This window comes from Staphylococcus schleiferi (genome assembly GCF_025558325.1).
GTDB lineage: Bacteria > Bacillota > Bacilli > Staphylococcales > Staphylococcaceae > Staphylococcus > Staphylococcus schleiferi.
The window spans coordinates 492,749-514,601 of sequence record NZ_CP094712.1; the positions used below are offsets into that span (position 1 = coordinate 492,749).

Here is a 21,853-nt window from a genome sequence, read left to right on the forward strand (position 1 = left end):
GAATTAAAGGGCACTGACGTCAATTTCGAAAGGTGTATCTAAATCTTCACTGTTGAGCAGCTTGATATGTGATGGGATGACACGGATAACAACTAAATCCGGATCATTTTTTGAATCAAAAAATGTTTTATCCTGTTCTTGCCATAACCAGTCTATTTCTTTTGAATTCGTAATAATATCAATTGTACCATCGATTTCGACATAAGGATGACCAGAACCTTCTTCATAACCAAGTAATACGTGTGCTTTTGGATTTTGTTTTAATTCTTCAATTTTTTGAGAAGAACGGCTTGTTTTTGTATATAAATCTAAGTCGTCATTATAAAAAATCATATAACGACTATTAGGCTCATTGTTAATTGCAGTAGAAAGAACACCGATACGAGACTTTTCAAACACTTGTTTCATTTGATCAATAACTTTTTGTTTCATTGATTTTTCACCTCAATGTATCCATACCCTCCTAAAGTAGAATCAAACGAAAGCATGGAAAGGGGGCAGTACGAGTCAAAGATTACTGGATGAGGCTGTACCCTCGAACAGCGAAGTCATACAATACAATGTTTTATCATAAAAAGATAGCGCTCAGACGATTTTCTATTAAAAATCATCGGAGCGCTAATTATTTTAGAATTCTGTCACAGCTTCTTGTTTTATTTTATGAATATTGACGTACAGATGGTTTAAAGTAAAGATCTGTTTCTTCTTTAATCACTTTGTATAAGAATAAAATACCAATTAAGTTTGGAATCATCATTAAAGCATTCGCTGTATCTGCAAACATCCAAACCGTTCTTAAGTTGGCTACTGTACCGATGAATGTTGCGATGACATAGATGATGCCATAGAACATGACAAATTTTACGCCGAACAGATATTCAAAACATTTTGCTCCATAGACGAACCAAGCAATAATCGTTGAAAAGCCGAAGAAGATGACCGATAGAGATACAACATATTCACCCATCGCACCCAAACTTGTGCCAAAAGCTTTACTTGTAAGCGCACCTGCTTCTAAACTTGCATCATGATGCACACCAGAAAGTATGCCACCTGTTGGATCCCAAAATCCTGTAACGAGAAGAACGAGTGCAGTCATTGTACAAACGACAATCGTTACGATAAAAGTTCCTGTCATTGCGACTAACGCTTGAATGGCTGGTTTTTCAGCTTTAGCATTTCCTGAAATTAAAGCGACCGTACCCAAACCTGCTTCGTTGGAGAAAATCCCTTTAGAAACCCCATTTTGAACGGCTTGCATAACTAAAATACCTGAAAAGCCACCTGCAGCGGAAACGGGTGTAAAGGCATATTGAAAAATTAAACCAAACGATGGCATAATTTGATCGTAATTAATGATTAAAATGATGATGGCAGCACCAATATAAAAAATGGCCATCATTGGAACAAAAAAGCCTGCCACATTACTAATGCGTTTTAAACCACCAAAAATAATCAATGAGATTAATATCACTAAAACGATGCCAGTCACAAAACCACTCACATTAAAGCTATTTTTCATGACATCGGCAATCGTATTTGATTGCACACTATTACCAATACCCAGCGCAGCAAAAGCACCGAATATAGCGAAAGCGACCGCTAAAAATTTAAAGCGGTGACCGAGACCTTTTTCTATGTAATACATCGGACCACTTGAAAATTCCCCTTTATCATTTTGAACGCGGTATTTCATTGCGAGTAAAGCTTCCGCATATTTCGTTGTCATGCCAAGCAAGCCTACGACCCACATCCAAAATACGGCGCCGGGACCCCCTAAAGTGACAGCAGTTGCTACACCGGCGATATTCCCATTCCCAATCATTCCAGCTAGTGATGTCATTAAAGCTTTAAAGTTACTAATATCGCCTTCGCTGTCTTTGTCACTTTCATTTGGAACGAATGCCAGTTTAAATGCATGCAATAATTTTGTGAATTGCATCCCTTTTAGTAAGATGGTTAAAAATAATCCCGTCCCTGTTAATAAAATTAAACTCGGTGCACCCCACAATATTGCATTGAGTTTTTGTAGAATATCAATCAAAATTTCTCCCTCCAATGATTCGCATTTCATAAGTAAACGCTTTCAACATTATAATACACCACGATTTAAAAAGTAAAATATTGTAAAAATTTGATTTTTGCTCTAGTCGTATGATTTGAATTTCCAATCTATCATATGAAAAATTTCTGAGATTAAAAAGTTATTATTTTTGATTTTATATAGATAGCATTTTGAAGTCATGAAACATTTTGGTTGTATAGTCAAAGTCAATTTATAATGAGAAAAGAACTGGACCATGTCTTTATCCAAGCGTGCAATAACACGCACTTTGTGCTTACAATCGACCGTCATTGCCTTCGAATTCGCTTACCATGATTTCATACTTCATTTTGAATCGCTTCAATGCGCACTCTCAAATTTTACACCTTTCTTTTGAACATTACCACTTTTATTTGCAACAAAATTGGGGCAAGACATAATGATGTCTCGCCCCTCATACATGTATGATAACTGATCGAACTGACAATAATGAAAAGCAATCAAAGAGGTTTCAAATTAAGATTGTAAAATCAATTGCTCTCTCATACAAAGTCCCTATATTGAATTAATAATGCGTAGATTTTTTCATGTAACGATAGTTCATGAGGGCTTTCAACATGTCGATTTCTTTCTGTAATTCTGCACCTTTATTGGTATCGCGAATAAGCTTACGTTCTAATTCTTCATCCACGACACGTCGTATGGATAGCTCATCTTCACCCGTTTCTAACATATTTTCTTTTGAGTTGAATTGTTGATGCGCCACCAACTGCATACCGAATGAATTGTAGAGTAAAGTATAACCAGCAATCCCTGTTGTTGATTGATAAGCTTTCGAAAAGCCACCATCGATGACGAGCATTTTACCATTGGCCTTGATAGGCGTCTCACCATCACGTTCTTTTACAGGTGTATGTCCATTAATAATTCGGCCTTGTTCTGGATCTAAATCAAACTCTTGTAGCATTTTTTTGACGACAGCTTCATCTTCACGCAAATGATAATAAGGGTTTTTCTTTTCTTTATGCGTTTTTTTATCTTGAATGAAATAACGTTCAAACGTTGTCATCGCACGTTTTCCAAAAAGTGAAGAATATTTACCTGTCCATAAATACCAAACTAAATCGGTAGAAAGGTCGTCGTGTTCATCTTTATGTTCGTATGCATAATGAACATGTTTTTCAAATTCATCCACTAATGCGCGCCCTGATTCATATTGCCCATTAATGACCATGCCTTCCATTTCACCTTGTTCGTCAATAGGAATACAACCGTGAATTAAAAGATTGCCATTATAACGCAAATAAAGGTTACCTTTTTTCATTAGAAAATCAATATGACGACGCAATTTTTCAGATTCTTGGAATGAAATTAATAGTTTATCAATAACTTCTTTTTCTTCTTCAAGAAGTGCACTGGGTTGTCTTGGATCGACGGTTCTAAAACATGTATTTTCAACAGGGTGGACGACACCGTCTATTTCAACTGTTCTATCTTGATAATTAACGCGATCCAATAGTAATCTTGACTCCATTTCGAACTCTGGACGACGTTTAATAATTGGAGCCTCTAATTTAAACTGAATCATAGTAATGGCTTGATGAATTTTAGTGATTTGTAGTCTTTCAGATTCTGATGGTGTCTTTTCAGGATGCTTTTTAGGACGAAATGCGGGATTATCATCATAATATTTTTCAGCTAAAGTCAGTAAAGGTCTCAAGTTAATCCCGTATGCATCTTCAATGATGTCCAAATTATCATAACGGGCACAAATTCGTAAAAGGTTTGCTAAACATACTTTTGATCCAGAATAGGCGCCCATCCATAAAACGTCGTGATTTCCCCATTGAATATCAACAGAATGATAATCGATTAACGTATCAATGATTTTATCAGGATGAGGTCCCCGGTCATAAATATCACCAACAACATGTAAGTGATCCACAACGAGTCGTTGAATAGTATTGGCCAAACTAATGATAAGTTTTTCAGCTTGATTTAACTTAATGATTTGGCGAATAATCGTCTCGTAATAATCCTTTTTGTTATTGTATTTATTACTTTTATATAAAAGTTCTTCAATAATAAAAACATATTCTGGTGATAAAGCTTTACGTAATTTGGAACGCGTATATTTTGAAGATGTATAAGTTATGACTTCTAATAAGCGTTGAATTGTTTTTTCGTACCATTCATGACGTTCCGCTTTACTGTTAAACTGGCCTCTAATTCGCTTTATTTTCTCTTCTGGATAATAAACAAGTGCAATCAATTCGTTCATCGTTTTTTGATCAAGTCGATTGTCAAAAATATCGTGAACCTTCGCTTGTACGTTACCAGATCCGTTTCGCAATACGTGTTGAAAGGCGTGAAATTCACCGTGTAAATCACTGACAAAATGCTCAGTGCCTTTTGGAAGCTCTAAAATAGATTCGAGACTGATAATTTCAGTGGCTACTTTTTCTTCAGAATCATATTTCTCAGCGAGCAAATCAAGATATTGCTTTTTTAGCTCTTTTTCTGTATCAGATAACATAGTATTGACTCCTTTAATATTCATCGTATGTATGAATGGGGATGAAGCCGTTGAATTAAAAGTGACGCGTTGAAGCGTGCTTTCAGATTGCTTTTAAAACATGACAGAATCAATGCTTCATTGTCCAATCGCCCCAATCGTTAATGAATGACACAATTATTTTATTTTAAGCGGTTTCAATTCTATTAAACCATATTCTTTTGTGAAGTTAAACGGACTTGTTTGGAGTGGAGAATAACAGGCCTTATAGGAACTGGATGTACTCCAAGCGTTTAAGCTTAATACTTTAGAATCTATAGAAAAGACATAAAACAAGCCATAGATAGTGCAAAATTTGATTATGGGATGCGCTTTCATAGGTCTTTTAATCATTTCAAGAGGTTGATTTACCTTATCGAAAACGGTATAATGGTCAAGTTATTAGTTAGCCTAGCTTACTATTTTAGAAGGAGGATTTTGAATGACTGCGGATAAGGGGAGTCAATTTCTTAAAAATTATATACTAAATTTTGTAGTCAATTTTCTTGTTTATTTAACAATGTATTTACTCATTGTGGTCATTGCACAGTATTCGATCAAACAATACCATGTGACTGCAGGCATGGCAGGACTTGTATCAGGGATATTTATTGTAGGTGCATTAATTGGACGGTTCGTCGTAGGACGCTATATTCATGAGATTGGTCCACAAAAAATATTAATCGTGGGTCTTATATTTTTCATTTTGACACAGGGACTTTATTTTATTGAAGGGAGCTTGACTCTTTTATTAATCACTCGATTTTTAAATGGTCTTGCACTTGCGGTTGCTACGACAGCAACAGGGACAATTGTTCCGCTTATTTCACCACCGGAACGTCGCGGTGTAGCGATTAGTTTGTTTAGTCTCAGCCTAGTGATAGGTGCAGCAGTAGGCCCCTTTTTAGGGCTCTATTTAGCCCATTTCTATCCAGCGTTTGTTCTTTTTACATTTTGTCTTGTGATTGCGATAGCTGCATTTGTCATCGCGTTATTTTTGAAAGTCAAAGTTGAAATTGAGCCTAAACATGAAGAACATCATAGAATCCATATTTCTCAATTCATCTCGTTACCAGCGCTGCCTATCGCGTTTGTTATACTGATTTGTGGTTTAGGTTATGCCTCTGTTTTATCATTTTTACAATTATATGCAGAGCAAATTCATTTGACTGAAGTCGCAAGTTATTACTTTATTTGTTATGCCATCACTTCTATTTTGACGCGACCTATCGTCGGCCACATTTTAGATGAATATCATGAAAACTGGATTGCGTATCCCGCTTTGTTACTTTTTGGCTTAGGGCTCTTGATTTTAGCTTCAGCGCATGCGGGTTGGGGATTATTAGTTTCTGGTGCTTTAGTAGGTATCGGATACGGAAGTATGACAGCTGTAGGTAACGTTGTCGCAGTGAAAATGTCAGATCCGGATAAAGTCGGCTTAGCAACATCAACTTTCTATATCGGATTAGATATCGGCATTGGCTTTGGACCAGCATTAATCGGTATCATTGTGCCATCTATCGGTTACCGTACGATGTATTTAGGCATCGGTATATTGATGTTGATATGTATATTGTTATATAGCATTTTACATGGACAAAGACATCGCCATCGAAAAATAGAAGAGCATTAAAATTCAAAAAAGCAAGTGTTTGAAGTCTCTTATTTTAGACTACAAGCACTTGCGAATTTTTATTACGATAAATAGTCTGAATAAAATAAAAAATCTGAAAAAATATGTTGTAACCGCTTTCTCAACATGCTATATTCAGATACTAATATGAAAGGATTAATATCTGCGATGAGCGTCATTCCATTCATAGATCAATTATATTATGGCAAAAGATGTCGGGAAGAATGAGTGGGATGCGTGCTTACTTTTGAAGACTGTTCATCTTTGCCTGAGGATGCATATCAACCTATGTAAAACGACAAACGTGCATCATTATGAAAGCGGGGCAAAAGTTATGAGTCAAAAGAAAACAAATATACGTTGGATGTTTGCAGGGATTTTCTTTCTAGTCGGTGTCATTGCCTATATGGACCGATCCAATATTTCTTATATTGCGGGTCCTATGATGAAAGATTTAGGTTTAACGAAAGGGCAGTTTGCATTACTTGCATCATTTTTCTCACTTGGTTATGCGTTAATGCAAGTACCAGCAGGATTTTTGGCTGAAAAGTATGGTCCGAAAAAAATGCTAACGATTGCACTGGTATGGTGGAGTGCTTTCACAATTTTTACAGGTATTGTCAGACAGCATGGCTTTTTATTTCTTGTTCGATTTTTATTTGGTATAGGTGAAGCACCGATGTTTCCATCTAATGCTGTCTTCAATACGTTTTGGTTTGGTAAAAATGAAAAAGGACGTGCATCTAGTGCATTGCTCGCAGGATCATATTTTGGGCCCGTATTAGCACCCTTTATAACTGTAACCATCTATAATGCGTTTGGTTGGCAAGCTGTTTTTTACATCTTTGGGGCGGTGGGCTTTGTCATTGCTATTTTATGGGGCATTATCGCAAAAGATTTACCAGAACATCATCAAATGGTAAATGAAGCAGAAAAGCAATACATTCTACAAAATCGAGATATTATGAAGACGGAAAAATCATCTGCACCATGGGGGATGTTCTTTTCTCGTTTTAGTTTTTATGCCATAGCTGCACAATATTTTATTGTTCAATTTGTGATTACTTTATTTTTAATTTGGTTACCGACATATTTAATTGAGCAGTTTAAAATAGATGCAATGACGATGAGTAAGATTGCAGGTATTCCTTGGTTCTGTATGTTTATTTTGATTATGCTAGGGGGTACGATTTCTGACAAAATTTTGAGCGCAGGTAAGTCGCGTTTTACAGCGCGTGCTTTAATTGCTATATTTGGTTTTATTGTGTTCGGTGTTTCTTTAAATTTTGCAATTTCATCTGCGACGCTTGTAGGCAATATCATTTGGATGTCACTTTGCCTAAGTGGGGTTGGTTTATCGATGGTGATGAGCTGGGTTTCAGCTACGGATTTAGGACGCAACTTTTCTGGTACAGTTTCTGGTTGGATGAACTTATGGGGCAATATCGGCGCGATGTTAGGGCCTTTATTAGCAGGCTTTTTAGCGGATTATCTAGGCTGGGTAACGATATTACGTTCGATGGCATTACTTGTAATCATTGCTATAGCACTTTGGTTTTTTGTGAAGCCTGATGAACCATTAATTAAAGATCAAGTGGATGGATAAGACAAAGATTATCATTTAGATCCAAAGGACTCAAACCTAAACAAAATGAGGTGTGACAAGGTATGTTCAGCATTATGGCGCTTCTTTTATCTGTTCTGTTTTGTTTTCAATTTGAGCGTAACAGTATATAATAAAATGACATAAATTATTTGTAAAAGAGGTTAAATGATGCAAAAATTGACACGATGGTTATTTCCGCTGATAGGTATTGCGCTGATTATCGGTGGTATTTATCTTGTATTTAAGCCGAAAATCGATGCCTATTTTACGAAGCAAGATAATGAAAAGAAGATTGAACAGTATCAGTCAGAGCAAAAAAAAGCACCAGCTTCTGAAAAGAAGAAAACACCTCAAGTTCCGAAAGATCCATCAAAAATTGTTGGCGTTCTTGAAATTCCATCAGTAGACATTAAAGAAGCTGTTTATCCGGGACCAGCAACACCTGAGCAACTCAACCGAGGTGTAAGTTTTGCAGAAGGCGATGAGACATTAGATCAGCAAAATATTTCCATTGCAGGTCATACGGATTATACGTTGAATTATCAATTCACAAACTTGCATAAGGCGAAAAAAGGTGCAAAAGCGACTTTTAAAATTGGAGATGAAACGCGGCGCTATAAAATCACTTCAATTAAAGATGTCAAACCAGAGCAAGTCGAAGTTTTAGACGAAATGAAAAAGAAAAAAGATCAATTGACGTTAATTACATGTGATGATTATGATGAAAATACAGGTCAATGGTTAACGCGTAAAATATATGTTGCAGAACAAGTGGCTTAATCATCATAAATTGTTTTAAATGAATAAATGTACGAGATGAAAAGTGGCTTAGATTTCTAACAGAGATGTTTAGAGATTTAAGTCACTTTTTTAGTTATACATCATTTTGTTTTCAAGCAGGGACGGTGTAAAATGAATCTAACAAATGAGGGTGAACGGGAGAGGATAGAAATGCGTATTTTAATTGCACCGGATTCGTTTAAAGAAAGTATGACTGCAATGGAAGCAGCAAATGCCATTGAAAAAGGATGGCGTTCAGTGACTGGGGAATGTGACACGTTTAAAAAAATTCCAATGGCAGATGGTGGCGAGGGGACAACACAATCCTTACACGATGCGTTAGGAGGAAAGTTTGTAACAACTACAGTCACTGGGCCATTAGGCAGTCCAGTAGAAGCCACTTATAGTATTGCTAATGAAGGACGAACTGCAGTAATAGAAATGGCAGCTGCGTCTGGTTTAGATTTGATTCCAAAAGCACACCGTAATCCTTTAATCTCGACCACCTATGGGACAGGTGAACTTTTACGACATGCAGTAGATCAAGGTGTCTCTCATATTATATTAGGTATAGGTGGAAGTGCAACAAACGATGGCGGTGCGGGTTTACTTCAAGCACTAGGTGTTCGTTTATATGATGCACAAGGAAACGATTTGCCATTTGGTGGTGAAGCGTTGCAACATCTTGCGCGTATTGACAGAGAGGGACAAGATCCACGTTTTGACCATATTCTTTTTGAAGTGGCGTGTGATGTAGATAATCCACTATTAGGCCATCGTGGTGCAACGGCGATTTATAGCCAACAAAAAGGGGCAACCGCAGAAGATCAGGTTATCTTAGAATCTGCCTTAACACAATGGAACACCGTCATTGAAAAGACTCTCAATAAAAGGGTCAAAAACATACCTGGTGCCGGTGCAGCAGGTGGTTTAGGTGCAGGGCTATGTGCTTTCTTAAATGTGGAATTACGCCGAGGGATTGATATCGTTTTAGATGCGACACATTTTTATCATTCTGCTTTAAATACTGATTTAGTCATTACTGGAGAAGGCGCTATTGACGGGCAAACGATATATGGTAAAACACCGATTGGCGTCGCAAAAGCTGCGAAAAAATATCATAAGCCTGTTATTGCAGTAGCCGGTGTATTAGGCGAAGGATATGAAGCGGTTGAAATGCATGGCATCGATGCAGTGTTTAGTTTGTCGACAGGTCCGAGGTCAGTAGAATCTGCCTTAAAAAGAGGGCCTGATGATTTGACGGAATGGGCCCGCAATATGGCTAAGTTCTCTATGATCCATTATCAATAATCCCTATGGTTAGATGATATTTCATCGAGTTAAACAGATTGACATCAAACGGATGGGTCTGTATAAATATTTTAACTATAAAATGGGTTTAAACCAATCAGAGGACAGTTGACAATCAATTGATGCAAACTGCCCTCTCGTTATTTTGTTTTTTTATATAGAAGGATTTAACCAAAATTAGCGTAAATGTTCTACTTTAGGGAATAGCACATGATTTTCTAAGTGGACATGTGCATGTGTTTCTTTTTCTAAGTCTTCAATGCGTTGATAAACTAAGCGCCAAGTCCCACACGCTGTACTTGGAGTTTCAAAATCATCTGTTAGTTGACGTATCTCTTGTAGTAATTGTCCTGCATTCAGATGTTCACTTATCAGCGAATCGATCGTTGCCTCGAGATCTTCAATTTGTTCTCCTTGATACGCCGCAACCAATTTTGGAAAAGCAATTTGTTCTTCTTCCTCAATATGCGCTAACATCTCATCTTTAAAAGTATCATAGACCGATTTTAATTGAATTAAATGAGGGTTTTGAGGACCATGTACCTTTGCCAGCTTTGTTACATAAGGAGAGAGTTGTTTGAATTCTGCTCTTAAAGTATCGTGATAACGTGATTGGATGTATTGAATCAATGAGGGCACATCTAAATAACGTGTATCTATACCTGCTCCTTGAATTTGACTTGCTTGCTCTAACTCATTGACTAATGCGTCTACATCGATACGAGGATGTTGTTCAACGGCTTTCAAGATTGAAACTTGTCCACCACAGCAAAAATCGATGCCATATTTACGGAAAACATCTGCTGTTTTAGGGTATTGCGTTACAATATCTGCGACCTTTTCTTGTGTTTGTATCATCAAAATTCATCCTTTCTGTTTAAATCTTATAAGTCTAGATTAAAGTCTTTGTGAAAAAATGAACATTAGGGATTTTACTTTATTTAGTTCAGAAAGTGGATAAGTTTATATCGTAAATTGACTGAGTGTAATTATTCATGCTTTTTCAATTAATAGTTCATTAATTATGTTAAAATAGTAATAGAGTTGAATTTGAAAAAATCGTAAAAACAGTTAAACAGGGAATATCGTTATCATTCAGTATGTGACTGCTAATGAGACACCTATTACAGTATGCCATCGAAGCATCGAATCTAGAGGAGAGAAGTATATGTTGCGTATTCAGAATTTAACTAAAATCTATCCAGGTGGAAAGAAAGCCGTGGATAATTTGAGTCTTGATATTGAAGAAGGCTCATTTGTAGCATTTATAGGGACAAGTGGAAGCGGAAAAACGACAGCATTGCGAATGATTAATCGTATGATTGAGGCCACAAGTGGCAAAATTTTAATTGGGGATCAAGATGTCCGTAAGATGAATCCGGTAGAATTACGCCGAAGTATCGGCTATGTGATACAACAAATTGGTCTTATGCCGCATATGACAATCAAAGAGAATATTGTTTTAGTACCCAAGTTATTAAAATGGTCAGAAGAAAAGAAAACACAAAAAGCTAAAGAACTCATCAAATTAGTGGATTTACCTGAGTCTTACTTAGACCAGTATCCTGCGCAATTATCAGGAGGACAACAGCAACGTATTGGCGTTATTAGAGCTTTAGCAGCGGAACAAGACATTATATTGATGGATGAGCCTTTTGGTGCGCTCGATCCGATTACACGAGATACACTGCAAGATTTGGTCAAATCATTACAGAAAAAACTTGGCAAAACGTTTATTTTTGTAACACATGATATGGACGAAGCGATAAAATTGGCAGATCGTATTTGTATAATGTCGGAAGGGAAAGTCGTACAGTATGATACGCCAGATAATATTTTACGTCATCCGGCGAATGATTTTGTAAAAACGTTTATTGGTGATCATCGTTTGATACAAGAAAGACCGAATATACGTACAGTACAAGATGCGATGATTAAGCCTATTACCGTTAATGCGGATGATTCGCTCAATCATACGGTCTCCCTTATGAGAGAAAAACGAATTGATACGATATTTATTGTGAACAAGCAAAATAAATTATTGGGCTATTTAGACATAGAGGATATAAACGAAGGACTACGGAAGCAAGCAGAGTTAATTGATGTGATGCAACGGGACGTCTACCATGTGCATGTAGACAGTAAGCTACAAGATTCTGTGCGAACAATTTTAAAACGAAACGTGCGTAATATTCCGGTCGTTGATAATGAAGGCCGACTTGTCGGTTTAATTACACGTGCCAATTTAGTCGATATTGTTTATGACTCGATATGGGGTGAAGATGCTGAAGCGGAACAAGTCAATATTGAAAATAATATAGGAGATGGGATCTAATGATTCAATTCTTACATGAATATAGCGGTGAACTCCTTAATAAAACCATTGAGCACTTTTATATATCATTAATGGCATTATTTATCGCCATTATTATTGCAGTACCTCTGGGTATTGTATTGGCGAAAACACGGAAAGTTGCCAATGTAGTCCTTACAGCAGCAGGTGTTTTACAAACCATCCCGACATTGGCAATTCTAGCATTGATGATTCCAATTTTTGGTGTAGGGAAAACACCAGCGATTATTGCTTTATTTTTATATGTGCTTTTACCTATTTTAAGTAATACCGTATTAGGTGTTCAAAATATTGATGAGAACATTAAGCAAGCAGGTTTAAGTATGGGGATGACACGTTTTCAGCTCATGAAGAGTGTTGAACTTCCTCTAGCGCTCCCATTAATTATGGGGGGGATTCGTTTATCAAGCGTTTATGTCATTAGTTGGGCAACGCTAGCTAGTTACGTGGGCGCTGGCGGCTTGGGTGATTTTATTTTTAATGGGTTGAATTTATATAATGCCAATATGATTATTGTAGCGGCAATTTTAGTAACGGCGCTCGCTTTGATTGCTGATATGTTGTTAGCGTTAGTTGAAAGATGGACGATACCTAAAGGGTTAAAAGTTGAGAAATAAGCGGAAGATAATGAATAAATAGGAGGTCAAACAATGTCAGGAAACTTAATCGAACAGTTATTCCAATACTATCAAAATAATATTGGCTACTTATGGGCATTATTTTTGAATCATTTATTAATGTCTGTGTATGGCGTATTATTCGCTTCTCTTATCGGTATTCCTTTAGGTATTTTATTATCACGTTACAACAAAATGGCTTGGTTCGTCATTACGGTAGCGAATGTCATACAGACGGTCCCAGTTATTGCGATGCTTGCCATTTTGATGTTACAAATGGGACTCGGAACAACGACAGTTGTTGTCGCTGTATTTCTTTATGCACTGTTACCGATTATTAAAAATACGTACACAGGCATCACGGGCGTCGATAGCAACATTAAAGATGCAGGGAAAGGTATGGGCATGACACAAAATCAAGTGCTCAGAATGATTGAACTCCCACTCGCATTATCAGTCATCATTGGTGGGGTACGAATTGCGCTTGTTGTCGCAGTAGGTGTGGTTGCAGTGGGTTCGTTTATCGGTGCACCAACATTAGGAGATGTCGTCATCAGAGGGACAAACGCGACAGATGGTACCACTTTTATTTTAGCAGGCGCAATTCCTATTGCTTTAATTGCTGTAGGCATTGATGTGCTTTTACGTCTTGTAGAAAAAAGATTAGATTCTGCAAAGCATGCTTAAATTTAAAATTTTTTTCCTAGTTCAATAAGTAGTCAACTATGAAAAAACGACCGACTTATGTTATGATATTCAAAGGTTGGAAACGCTTACATTAAGTGACTGATATTTCTTCAAATGAAATCTGTTGCTTGAGTGAATGAACGGGTTTGAAAGTGTGATTGAGATGCACTTTTAAAAAGGGGAAGACATATTTCGAATGTGTCCATGACTCGCGTTTTCATCCACGGGAAATGTAATAACAGAGGAGGAATGGCAATGATTTTTGAAAAAATGGCACAAGCTGATTACGAGCAATTAGTTTTTTGTCATGATGAAACGACAGGATTGAAGGCAATTATATGTATTCATGATACGACTTTAGGTCCTGCGTTAGGGGGATGTCGTTTTTGGAACTATGAAACGGAAGAAGAAGCAATCACTGATGTGATGCGACTTGCAAAAGGGATGACATACAAAAATGCAGCTGCTGGTTTAAATCTAGGTGGCGCAAAAACAGTAGTCATTGGCGACCCTAAAAAAGATAAGTCCGAAGCATTCTTTCGTGCGCTAGGTCGCTATATTCATAGTTTAGATGGACGCTATATCACTGCTGAAGATGTAGGCACAACGGTTGAAGATATGGATATGATTTACTTAGAAACACCGCATGTCTGTGGGATTAGTGAATCTTATGGTTCAGGTGGCAATCCAAGCCCGATGACCGCATTGGGGGTTTATTACGCAATGAAGCGAACTGCGAAAGAAGCCTTCGGGTCAGATTCGTTAAAAGGAAAAACAGTTGCTGTCCAAGGTGTGGGCAATGTTGCTTTTCATATGTGCCAATATTTGCATGATGAAGGAGCACATTTGATCGTCACTGATATTAACGAAGAAGCAGTTCAGAATGCGGTTGAAGCATTTGATGCGCAAGCAGTCGGCATTGATGAAATTTATAGTGTCGATGCAGATATTTTTGCACCATGTGCCTTAGGTGGCGTGTTGAACGATGAAACGATTCCTTCGTTAAAAGCTAAAATGGTTTGTGGTAGTGCAAATAATCAGCTCTTAGAAGAAAATCGTCATGGTCAAATGTTAGAAAAACGTGGCATTATTTATGCACCGGATTTTGTTGTGAACAGTGGTGGCGTCATTAACGTGGCTGATGAACTGAACGGCTATCATCGTGAGCGGGCTGAGAAAAAAGTAAAAGCTGTCTATGATCAAATGGATAAAATATTTACAATTGCGAAAGAAACGCATGTTTTACCATTACAAGCGGCAGAGCATTTAGCTGAATCAAGAATCAATACAATGATGCGTGTGCACAGTAAATACTCAGCCAAGCCGAACAATCAATTGCGTGATACACGTACCCATTGAAATGTTTAAACAACCTGAAATATCATTTTTTGGTGCGCATACCTAAAACTTTGTGCTGATTGAGGGATAACAACCACAGTCGACGGGATGTTGATGGCGTGTGTAGAAATCGAAAATTTGAGGCTTATCTAAGTTTGTACCGTTTTAAATATACAACATCATAATAGGCGCCCTTCAAAGTGGTCATTGTATAATGAAGACTTCGAAGGGTGTTTTAATATTTTTGTGCAAAAGCGTATTAACCATGTTTAGCACTTTAATAATAAGAAAATTCAAAAAAATGATATTGAAAAATAAAAAGGGTTACGGTACGCTACAAGAGTATTCAAATGCAGCTAAAGGTGAATGTTCAAAAAGGGAATTGTGCCGGAAAGTGTTGGTGTATCGCATAGTACATGACGATGTACACTTATGTCTCCAATCAGATGGCGTACCCCTTGTTATTATTGTCTACTTCACAACTTAGCCATGTAATACATCTCATTAACTCATTTTAGGTGGTAGATAAAATGGAAACAACAGAGAAAAGAATGAACTTTAAACAATTTATGTATAAGGTGTTGAATGGCTTAGCAATTTCAATAATTGCAGGACTAATTCCGAATGCTGTATTAGGTGGATTATTTAAATATTTAAGCCAATATGCAGATATATTTAGTACATTACAATTCGTCGTGTTAGGCATACAGTTTGCTTTACCTGTTATGGTCGGTGTACTCATCGCCTTACAATTCAAACTTGATCCGATGAGCACAGCTTTAGTAGGTGCAGCATCTTTTGTAGGTTCTGGTGCAGCTAAAGTGACTGAAGCTGGATGGCAAATCGTAGGAATTGGAGATTTAATTAATACGATGATTACCGCTTCAATTGCCGTGCTACTAGTATTATGGATTGGTGACCGATTAGGAAGCCTAAATGTGATTTTATTGCCTATTTTAGTCGGAGGCATACCGGGTCTCATCGGTGTTTTAACCTTACCTTATGTTAGTAAAATTACATTAGCAATCGGAAGTTTGGTGAATACTTTTACGACTTTACAACCCGTTTTAATGGGTGTATTGATTGCAGTATTATTTTCATTTATTATCATTTCACCGATTTCTACGATTGCAGTCGGTCTTGCGATTGGGATTTCTGGATTAGCTGCGGGATCAGCTGCTATTGGGGTAGCCACGACAGCAATCGTGTTGTTCATTGGTACTTTGCGTGTCAATAAAATTGGTGTGCCCATTGCGATCTTATTAGGGGGCATGAAAATGATGATTCCTAATACAATTCGTTACCCTATTATCTTTTTACCAGTGGGGATTACTGCTGCGATTACAGGAGCGGCAGGTGCACTGCTCGGTATCACTGGAACAAAAGAAACGGCTGGTTTTGGAATAGTTGGACTTGTGGGTCCGATTAAAGCATTAGAATTAATGGAAGGCAATCATGCAGCATCGCTGATGATTGTGATTACCGTATTTTTTATTATCCCACTTGTTGTAGGCTTTATAGTCAATTTGTTGCTTTCTAAAGTGTTTAAACTTTACACTTCTGAGATATACAAATTTACAGCGACTGAAAAATAACAAGTTGAGCTTCAAAATTAAAGTATTTTAAAGACATGATAGCGTCGCTCGCACGCGTTTGTAGATGCACCTTTAAAAATTGAATTGATGATCAAACCATGCTCTACTTATGATTTGTAAGTAAAAAAGATGGACATTAATCCCAAAATAAATAGCGCTCAGATGATTTTTATTAGAGAATCGTCTGAGTGCTATTTTTTATGATAAAACTTTGTATCGTATGACTTCGCTTCTGCTTCAATGAATCCAAATTGAGTTGAGACTTGAGCCCCTAAGCAAACACGTTCATGAAGTCTATCGAAATTTTTATGTCCAAGTGAGAAATGATGAAACATGCGGGGATTAAAATCAATGTTTCACAACAAAGTTGTATACTTAAAAAATTAAAAATATAAGACCAGAATTGTGACAAAAATTTATACAAAATAAATCTAAAAAATGACATATTTTAAAACGCTTACAATTTAAAGTGATTTTATTCACAAGTGATGGTATACTGATTGTGAAATGATGAACAAAACCTAATTGGAGGTATGTAACCATGATTAAAGATACGAATACTCGAAGCAATGCTTGGGAAGGATTTAAAACTGGACGTTGGACTCGCAATGTAGATGTACGTGAATTTATCCAATTGAACTTCACAGGTTATCAAGGTGACGATAGTTTCTTAGAAGGACCTACTGAAGCAACTGAAAAATTATGGGATCAAGTGATGGCGTTATCTAAAGAAGAACGTGACCGTGGCGGCATTTGGGATATGGATACAAAATTACCATCAACAATTTTATCGCACGATGCAGGTTATTTAGACAAATCATTAGAACAAATTGTTGGTGTTCAAACTGACAAACCATTCAAACGTTCAATGCAACCATTTGGTGGTATTAGAATGGCAAAAGCTGCTTGTGAAGCTTATGGCTATGAATTAGACAAAGAAACAGAACATATTTTCACAGAATATCGTAAAACACATAACCAAGGTGTATTCGATGCTTACTCAAAAGAAATGTTAGCGTGTCGTAAAGCAGGGATTATCACAGGTTTACCAGATGCATATGGACGCGGTCGTATTATTGGTGACTATCGTCGTGTTGCATTATATGGTATTGATTTCTTAATGGAAGAAAAACAAAAAGACTTCAACGAATTATCAACAACAATGACTGAAGATGTTATCCGTTTAAGAGAAGAAGTATCAGAACAATATCGTTCTTTACAAGAATTAAAACAACTCGGTGAACGTTACGGCTTTGACTTAAGTCGTCCTGCTGAAAACTTTAAAGAAGCTGTTCAATGGTTATACATGGCTTATCTTGCAGCGATTAAAGAACAAAACGGTGCAGCAATGAGTTTAGGACGTACTTCAACTTTCCTTGATATTTACGCTGAACGTGACTTAGAAGCGGGTACAATTACTGAAAAAGAAGTACAAGAAATTATCGACCACTTCATCATGAAATTACGTCTTGTAAAATTTGCGCGTACACCTGATTACAATGCATTATTCTCTGGTGACCCAACTTGGGTAACAGAATCTATTGGTGGTGTCGGCATTGACGGTCGTCATATGGTAACTAAAAACTCATTCCGTTTCTTACATTCATTAGACAACTTAGGACCAGCACCAGAACCAAACTTAACTGTACTTTGGTCAACTCGTTTACCTGAAAACTTCAAACGTTACTGTACAAAAATGAGTATCAAAACAAGTTCAATTCAATATGAAAATGATGACTTGATGCGTGAAAGCTACGGCGATGACTATGGTATTGCATGTTGTGTATCTGCAATGCGTATTGGTAAACAAATGCAATTCTTCGGTGCACGTGCAAACTTAGCTAAAACATTATTATATGCAATTAATGGTGGTAAAGATGAAAAATCAGGTGTTCAAGTTGCACCAAACTTTGCGCCAATCGAATCAGAAGTTTTAGACTATGATGAAGTTTATCGTCAATTTGATGAAATGATGGAATGGCTTGCAGGCGTGTACATCAATTCATTGAATGTCATCCACTACATGCATGATAAATATAGTTATGAACGTATTGAAATGGCACTTCACGATACAGATGTGCATCGTACAATGGCAACTGGTATTGCAGGTTTATCAGTTGCAGCTGACTCATTATCAGCAATTAAATATGCAGAAGTTCGCCCAGTACGCGATGAAAATGGCTTAGTGGTTGACTTTGAAACTAAAGGCGAATTCCCTAAATACGGTAACAACGATCCACGTGTAGATGACATTGCAGTACAACTTGTAGAAAGCTTCATGAGAAAATTACGTAAACATCACACTTACCGTGATTCAGAACATACAATGAGTGTATTAACAATTACTTCAAACGTTGTTTATGGTAAGAAAACAGGTAACACACCAGATGGACGTAAAGCTGGCGAACCATTCGCGCCAGGTGCAAACCCAATGCACGGCCGTGATTCAAACGGTGCATTAGCATCATTATCATCAGTAGCTAAATTACCTTATGATTGCTGTAAAGACGGTATTTCTAATACATTTAGTATCGTTCCAAAATCATTAGGTAAAGAAGAATACACACAAGAACAAAACCTTGTAAGTATCCTTGATGGTTATGCCTTACAACATGGTCACCACTTAAACATCAACGTATTCAATCGTGAAACATTGATTGATGCGATGGATCACCCAGAAGAATATCCACAATTAACTGTTCGTGTATCTGGATATGCTGTAAACTTTATTAAATTAACACGCGAACAACAATTAGACGTTATTTCTCGTACATTCCACGAAACAATGTAACGGCTAAGCAATAGATGTCACAGTCGGAGTGACAGATTTTAAGAGAAGGTAAAATGGGGGAGTACAATGATTAGAGGACACATTCATTCAATTGAAAGTTTAGGAACAGTAGATGGACCAGGTCTACGCTATATCATCTTTACACAAGGTTGCTTATTGAGATGCTTATACTGCCATAATCCAGACACATGGAAGATTAATGAGCCATCACGATCAGCAACACCAGATGAACTTGTGGCTGAAATCACACCGTACCTCCCATATTTTGAAGCATCTGGAGGCGGCGTTACAGTTAGTGGTGGAGAACCGCTTCTACAGATGCCATTTATAACAGAGCTCTTTAAAAAGCTTCATGCGCATGGCATTCACACTTGTATTGACACATCATTAGGCTGTGCAAACGATACTGAAGCGTTTAAAAAACATTTTGATCAACTACTCGAGTATACAGACTTGTTGATGGTTGACATAAAACATATTAACAATGAAACGCACAAAAGATTAACTGGAAAACCCAATACTCATATATTAAATTATATTCAATATTTAGCTGATAAAGGTCAACCGATATGGATTAGACATGTGCTTGTGCCAGGTCTTACTGATACCCCCGAAGACCTTGTAGCACTCGGCGCATTTATAAATAAACTTGGTAACGTTGAGAAGTTTGAGATTTTACCTTATCATCAGCTTGGTGTGCATAAATGGGAAGCACTTGGTGTTCCTTATGAACTTAATGATGTCGAGCCCCCGACAGATGAAGAAGTTGAAAAAGCATACCAATACGTTGACTTTAAAGGTGTAACCCCCTTAACACCTATCGGCTAGGTAAAACAATAAGACATGGATTTATTCACTCTTTTAGAATCATAATAACCCTTAAATAATGTTTCGAACCGTACACGCCCCTCACGTGTGCGGTTTTTTAATGGGTTCTTCATTTTTGGTTGTATATTTTTAACGGTTGGTGAAATATTCACTGACCGTTATTTTAATTTTTGATATTAAAAAAGCACAAATATCTCTATAATTGTAAGTGACCAAACCAACGATTAAGGAGATATTGTGCCTATGTGTAATGATATATCAGAAATGCTTGGAATTAAAGTCAAAAATTTAAAAATCACTCAAAATCTAGGATTAGATGTACATAAAAACGTAAAGGCATTATTATACGAAGGCCAATTGACATATCATCCCAGTGCTTGTGCGTGTTGTGGAATTAAAAATGATGCCCATTTAATTATTAAACATGGCTTTCGTAAAACGAAAGTTTATATGGGATTAATTTTTGAAAGACCTGCCTATTTAAAATTGAAGAAACAGCGCTTTTACTGTAAAGCTTGTCAACAAACCTTTACAGCTCAAACACCCTATATTCAACCCCGATGTACCATCTCAAATGAGGTCAAACGCATGATGACCCGGAAACTATCTAAAGTCATCTCTGAAAAGGATGTCGCTGAAAGTCTATGTGTATCACCTTCAACTGTCCATCGCCATTTAAAAGAGGTAAGTGATTCGGTGAAGACGCAGGCACATCATGTTTTACCGGAGCACTTAGCTTTTGACGAATTCAAATCAACGAAAGATGTCGAAGGTGCGATGAGCTTTATTTACTGTGATAGTGTAACCCATGATATCATCGATATTTTACCTGATCGTCGCAAACATAAATTAGAAGCCTATTTTTTAAAGTTCTCTAGAAAGCAACGTGAAAGAGTGAAAACCATCTCTATAGATATGTTTCCACCTTATATCGCACTCATTCAAGACTTATTTCCTCATGCGGAGATAATTATGGATCGCTTTCATATCGTGCAGGCTATCAATCGTGAAATCAATCGATGCCGAGTTCAAGTTATGAATGGTTTTAGGACAAAAGATAGACCTCAATATAATAAATTAAAGCGTTATTGGAAGTTACTATTAAAAGCGCCCTTAGATTTAGATCGAATGATATATCAGTCATACGGACTTTTTAAGTCTTGGCAGAGTCAATACAGTTTAGTTCAGTATTTATTGGAGCTTGATGAGAGGCTCAAAGAGACATATGAAACGGGGCATCGTCTTTTAAGTGCTCTGAAAGTAAACGATATCCAGCAATTACGCTTCATCTTACAGGATTCAAAAACAAAAGATATTTCACAAGGACTCAAGCGCGTCATTCAAACATTCATCAAATATTTGCCCTATATCTCAAATACGATGCGTTATCCACATTTAACGAATGGGCCAATTGAGGGCATTAATAATAAAATAAAACTGATTAAACGGGTTTCTTATGGTTATAGAAATTTCTGGAATTTTAGGAATCGAATCTTAATCATTTCCAAGGTATTTGTAAGTGAATATAAAAAACGCATTAAACAACAAAATAACGTTGCTTAATGCGTTATCGTCTCGCCAACCGACGTTGACAAAGAACCTCATTTTTTATGGTGGGATGACATAAGTCATCCTGCTTTTTTGTACAAAAATAGCGCAAATGCCTCTATAATTTTAAGTGACTAAACCAAAAATAAAGGAGACATATTGCGCCTA

General features: G+C 36.9%; 16 protein-coding genes. 12 read left to right on the forward strand and 4 right to left on the reverse strand.

All coding sequences use genetic code 11. The features are described from left to right. Positions 1-3 precede the first annotated feature (3 nt). The 3 genes from MUA40_RS02045 to MUA40_RS02055 form a co-directional block, all read right to left on the reverse strand. Positions 4-432 carry a pyridoxamine 5'-phosphate oxidase family protein gene (locus MUA40_RS02045; protein ID WP_016426152.1) on the reverse strand — a complete coding sequence of 143 codons (429 nt, stop codon included), beginning with the start codon at positions 430-432 and terminating at the stop codon, positions 4-6. A 226-nt stretch (positions 433-658) separates the two neighbouring features. Further along, a complete protein-coding gene (locus tag MUA40_RS02050) occupies positions 659-2,044 on the reverse strand; it encodes an alanine/glycine:cation symporter family protein (protein WP_016426153.1) in 1,386 nt (461 codons plus the stop codon). A gap of 565 nt (positions 2,045-2,609) precedes the next feature. Beyond that, positions 2,610-4,580 (reverse strand): fructose-bisphosphatase class III, encoded by a 1,971-nt coding sequence (locus MUA40_RS02055; RefSeq protein WP_016426154.1) that lies wholly within the window; start codon positions 4,578-4,580, stop codon positions 2,610-2,612. Between the two features lie 460 nt (positions 4,581-5,040). On the opposite strand from MUA40_RS02055, the gene MUA40_RS02060 reads away from it, so the two are divergent. From MUA40_RS02060 to MUA40_RS02075, 4 genes are all read left to right on the forward strand, one after another. Then, positions 5,041-6,231 carry an MFS transporter gene (locus MUA40_RS02060; RefSeq protein ID WP_262569794.1) on the forward strand — a complete coding sequence of 397 codons (1,191 nt, stop codon included), beginning with the start codon at positions 5,041-5,043 and terminating at the stop codon, positions 6,229-6,231. Positions 6,232-6,565: 334 nt separating this feature from the next. Beyond that, positions 6,566-7,837: a pyruvate MFS transporter gene (locus MUA40_RS02065; protein ID WP_262569796.1), complete on the forward strand. Its 1,272-nt coding sequence runs from the start codon at positions 6,566-6,568 to the stop codon at positions 7,835-7,837. A 168-nt stretch (positions 7,838-8,005) separates the two neighbouring features. Next, positions 8,006-8,617 carry a class A sortase SrtA gene (gene srtA / locus MUA40_RS02070; protein ID WP_016426157.1) on the forward strand — a complete coding sequence of 204 codons (612 nt, stop codon included), beginning with the start codon at positions 8,006-8,008 and terminating at the stop codon, positions 8,615-8,617. Between the two features lie 171 nt (positions 8,618-8,788). Next, positions 8,789-9,928: a glycerate kinase family protein gene (locus tag MUA40_RS02075; protein WP_262570066.1), complete on the forward strand. Its 1,140-nt coding sequence runs from the start codon at positions 8,789-8,791 to the stop codon at positions 9,926-9,928. Positions 9,929-10,105: 177 nt separating this feature from the next. Here the strand turns inward: MUA40_RS02075 and scdA are convergent, their stop codons facing one another. Beyond that, a complete protein-coding gene (scdA, locus tag MUA40_RS02080; RefSeq protein WP_016426159.1) occupies positions 10,106-10,786 on the reverse strand; it encodes an iron-sulfur cluster repair di-iron protein ScdA in 681 nt (226 codons plus the stop codon). Between the two features lie 310 nt (positions 10,787-11,096). On the opposite strand from scdA, the gene MUA40_RS02085 reads away from it, so the two are divergent. From MUA40_RS02085 to MUA40_RS02120, 8 genes are all read left to right on the forward strand, one after another. After that, positions 11,097-12,263, forward strand: coding sequence for a betaine/proline/choline family ABC transporter ATP-binding protein (locus MUA40_RS02085; RefSeq protein WP_167732840.1), 1,167 nt, complete (start codon positions 11,097-11,099; stop codon positions 12,261-12,263). Beyond that, a complete protein-coding gene (locus MUA40_RS02090; RefSeq protein WP_126496027.1) occupies positions 12,263-12,898 on the forward strand; it encodes an ABC transporter permease in 636 nt (211 codons plus the stop codon). The genes MUA40_RS02085 and MUA40_RS02090 overlap by 1 nt, the downstream gene beginning before the upstream one ends. Before the next feature lie 33 nt (positions 12,899-12,931). Then, complete coding sequence (locus MUA40_RS02095) at positions 12,932-13,585, forward strand: ABC transporter permease (RefSeq protein WP_016426162.1); 654 nt, start codon at positions 12,932-12,934, stop codon at positions 13,583-13,585. Positions 13,586-13,840: 255 nt separating this feature from the next. Continuing rightward, positions 13,841-14,944 (forward strand): Glu/Leu/Phe/Val family dehydrogenase, encoded by a 1,104-nt coding sequence (locus tag MUA40_RS02100; RefSeq protein ID WP_016426163.1) that lies wholly within the window; start codon positions 13,841-13,843, stop codon positions 14,942-14,944. Between the two features lie 509 nt (positions 14,945-15,453). Beyond that, the gene (locus tag MUA40_RS02105; protein WP_262569800.1) at positions 15,454-16,518 is read left to right on the forward strand and encodes a PTS sugar transporter subunit IIC; all 1,065 of its coding nucleotides are present in this window, start codon (positions 15,454-15,456) and stop codon (positions 16,516-16,518) included. Positions 16,519-17,059: 541 nt separating this feature from the next. Then, positions 17,060-19,309, forward strand: a complete 2,250-nt coding sequence (pflB, locus tag MUA40_RS02110) for a formate C-acetyltransferase (protein ID WP_167732841.1) — start codon at positions 17,060-17,062, stop codon at positions 19,307-19,309. Between the two features lie 66 nt (positions 19,310-19,375). Continuing rightward, entirely contained in the window at positions 19,376-20,137 is a 762-nt protein-coding gene (gene pflA, locus MUA40_RS02115) for a pyruvate formate-lyase-activating protein (protein ID WP_167732842.1), read from the forward strand. A gap of 243 nt (positions 20,138-20,380) precedes the next feature. After that, positions 20,381-21,700 carry an ISL3 family transposase gene (locus tag MUA40_RS02120; RefSeq protein ID WP_016425360.1) on the forward strand — a complete coding sequence of 440 codons (1,320 nt, stop codon included), beginning with the start codon at positions 20,381-20,383 and terminating at the stop codon, positions 21,698-21,700. Positions 21,701-21,853 lie beyond the last annotated feature (153 nt).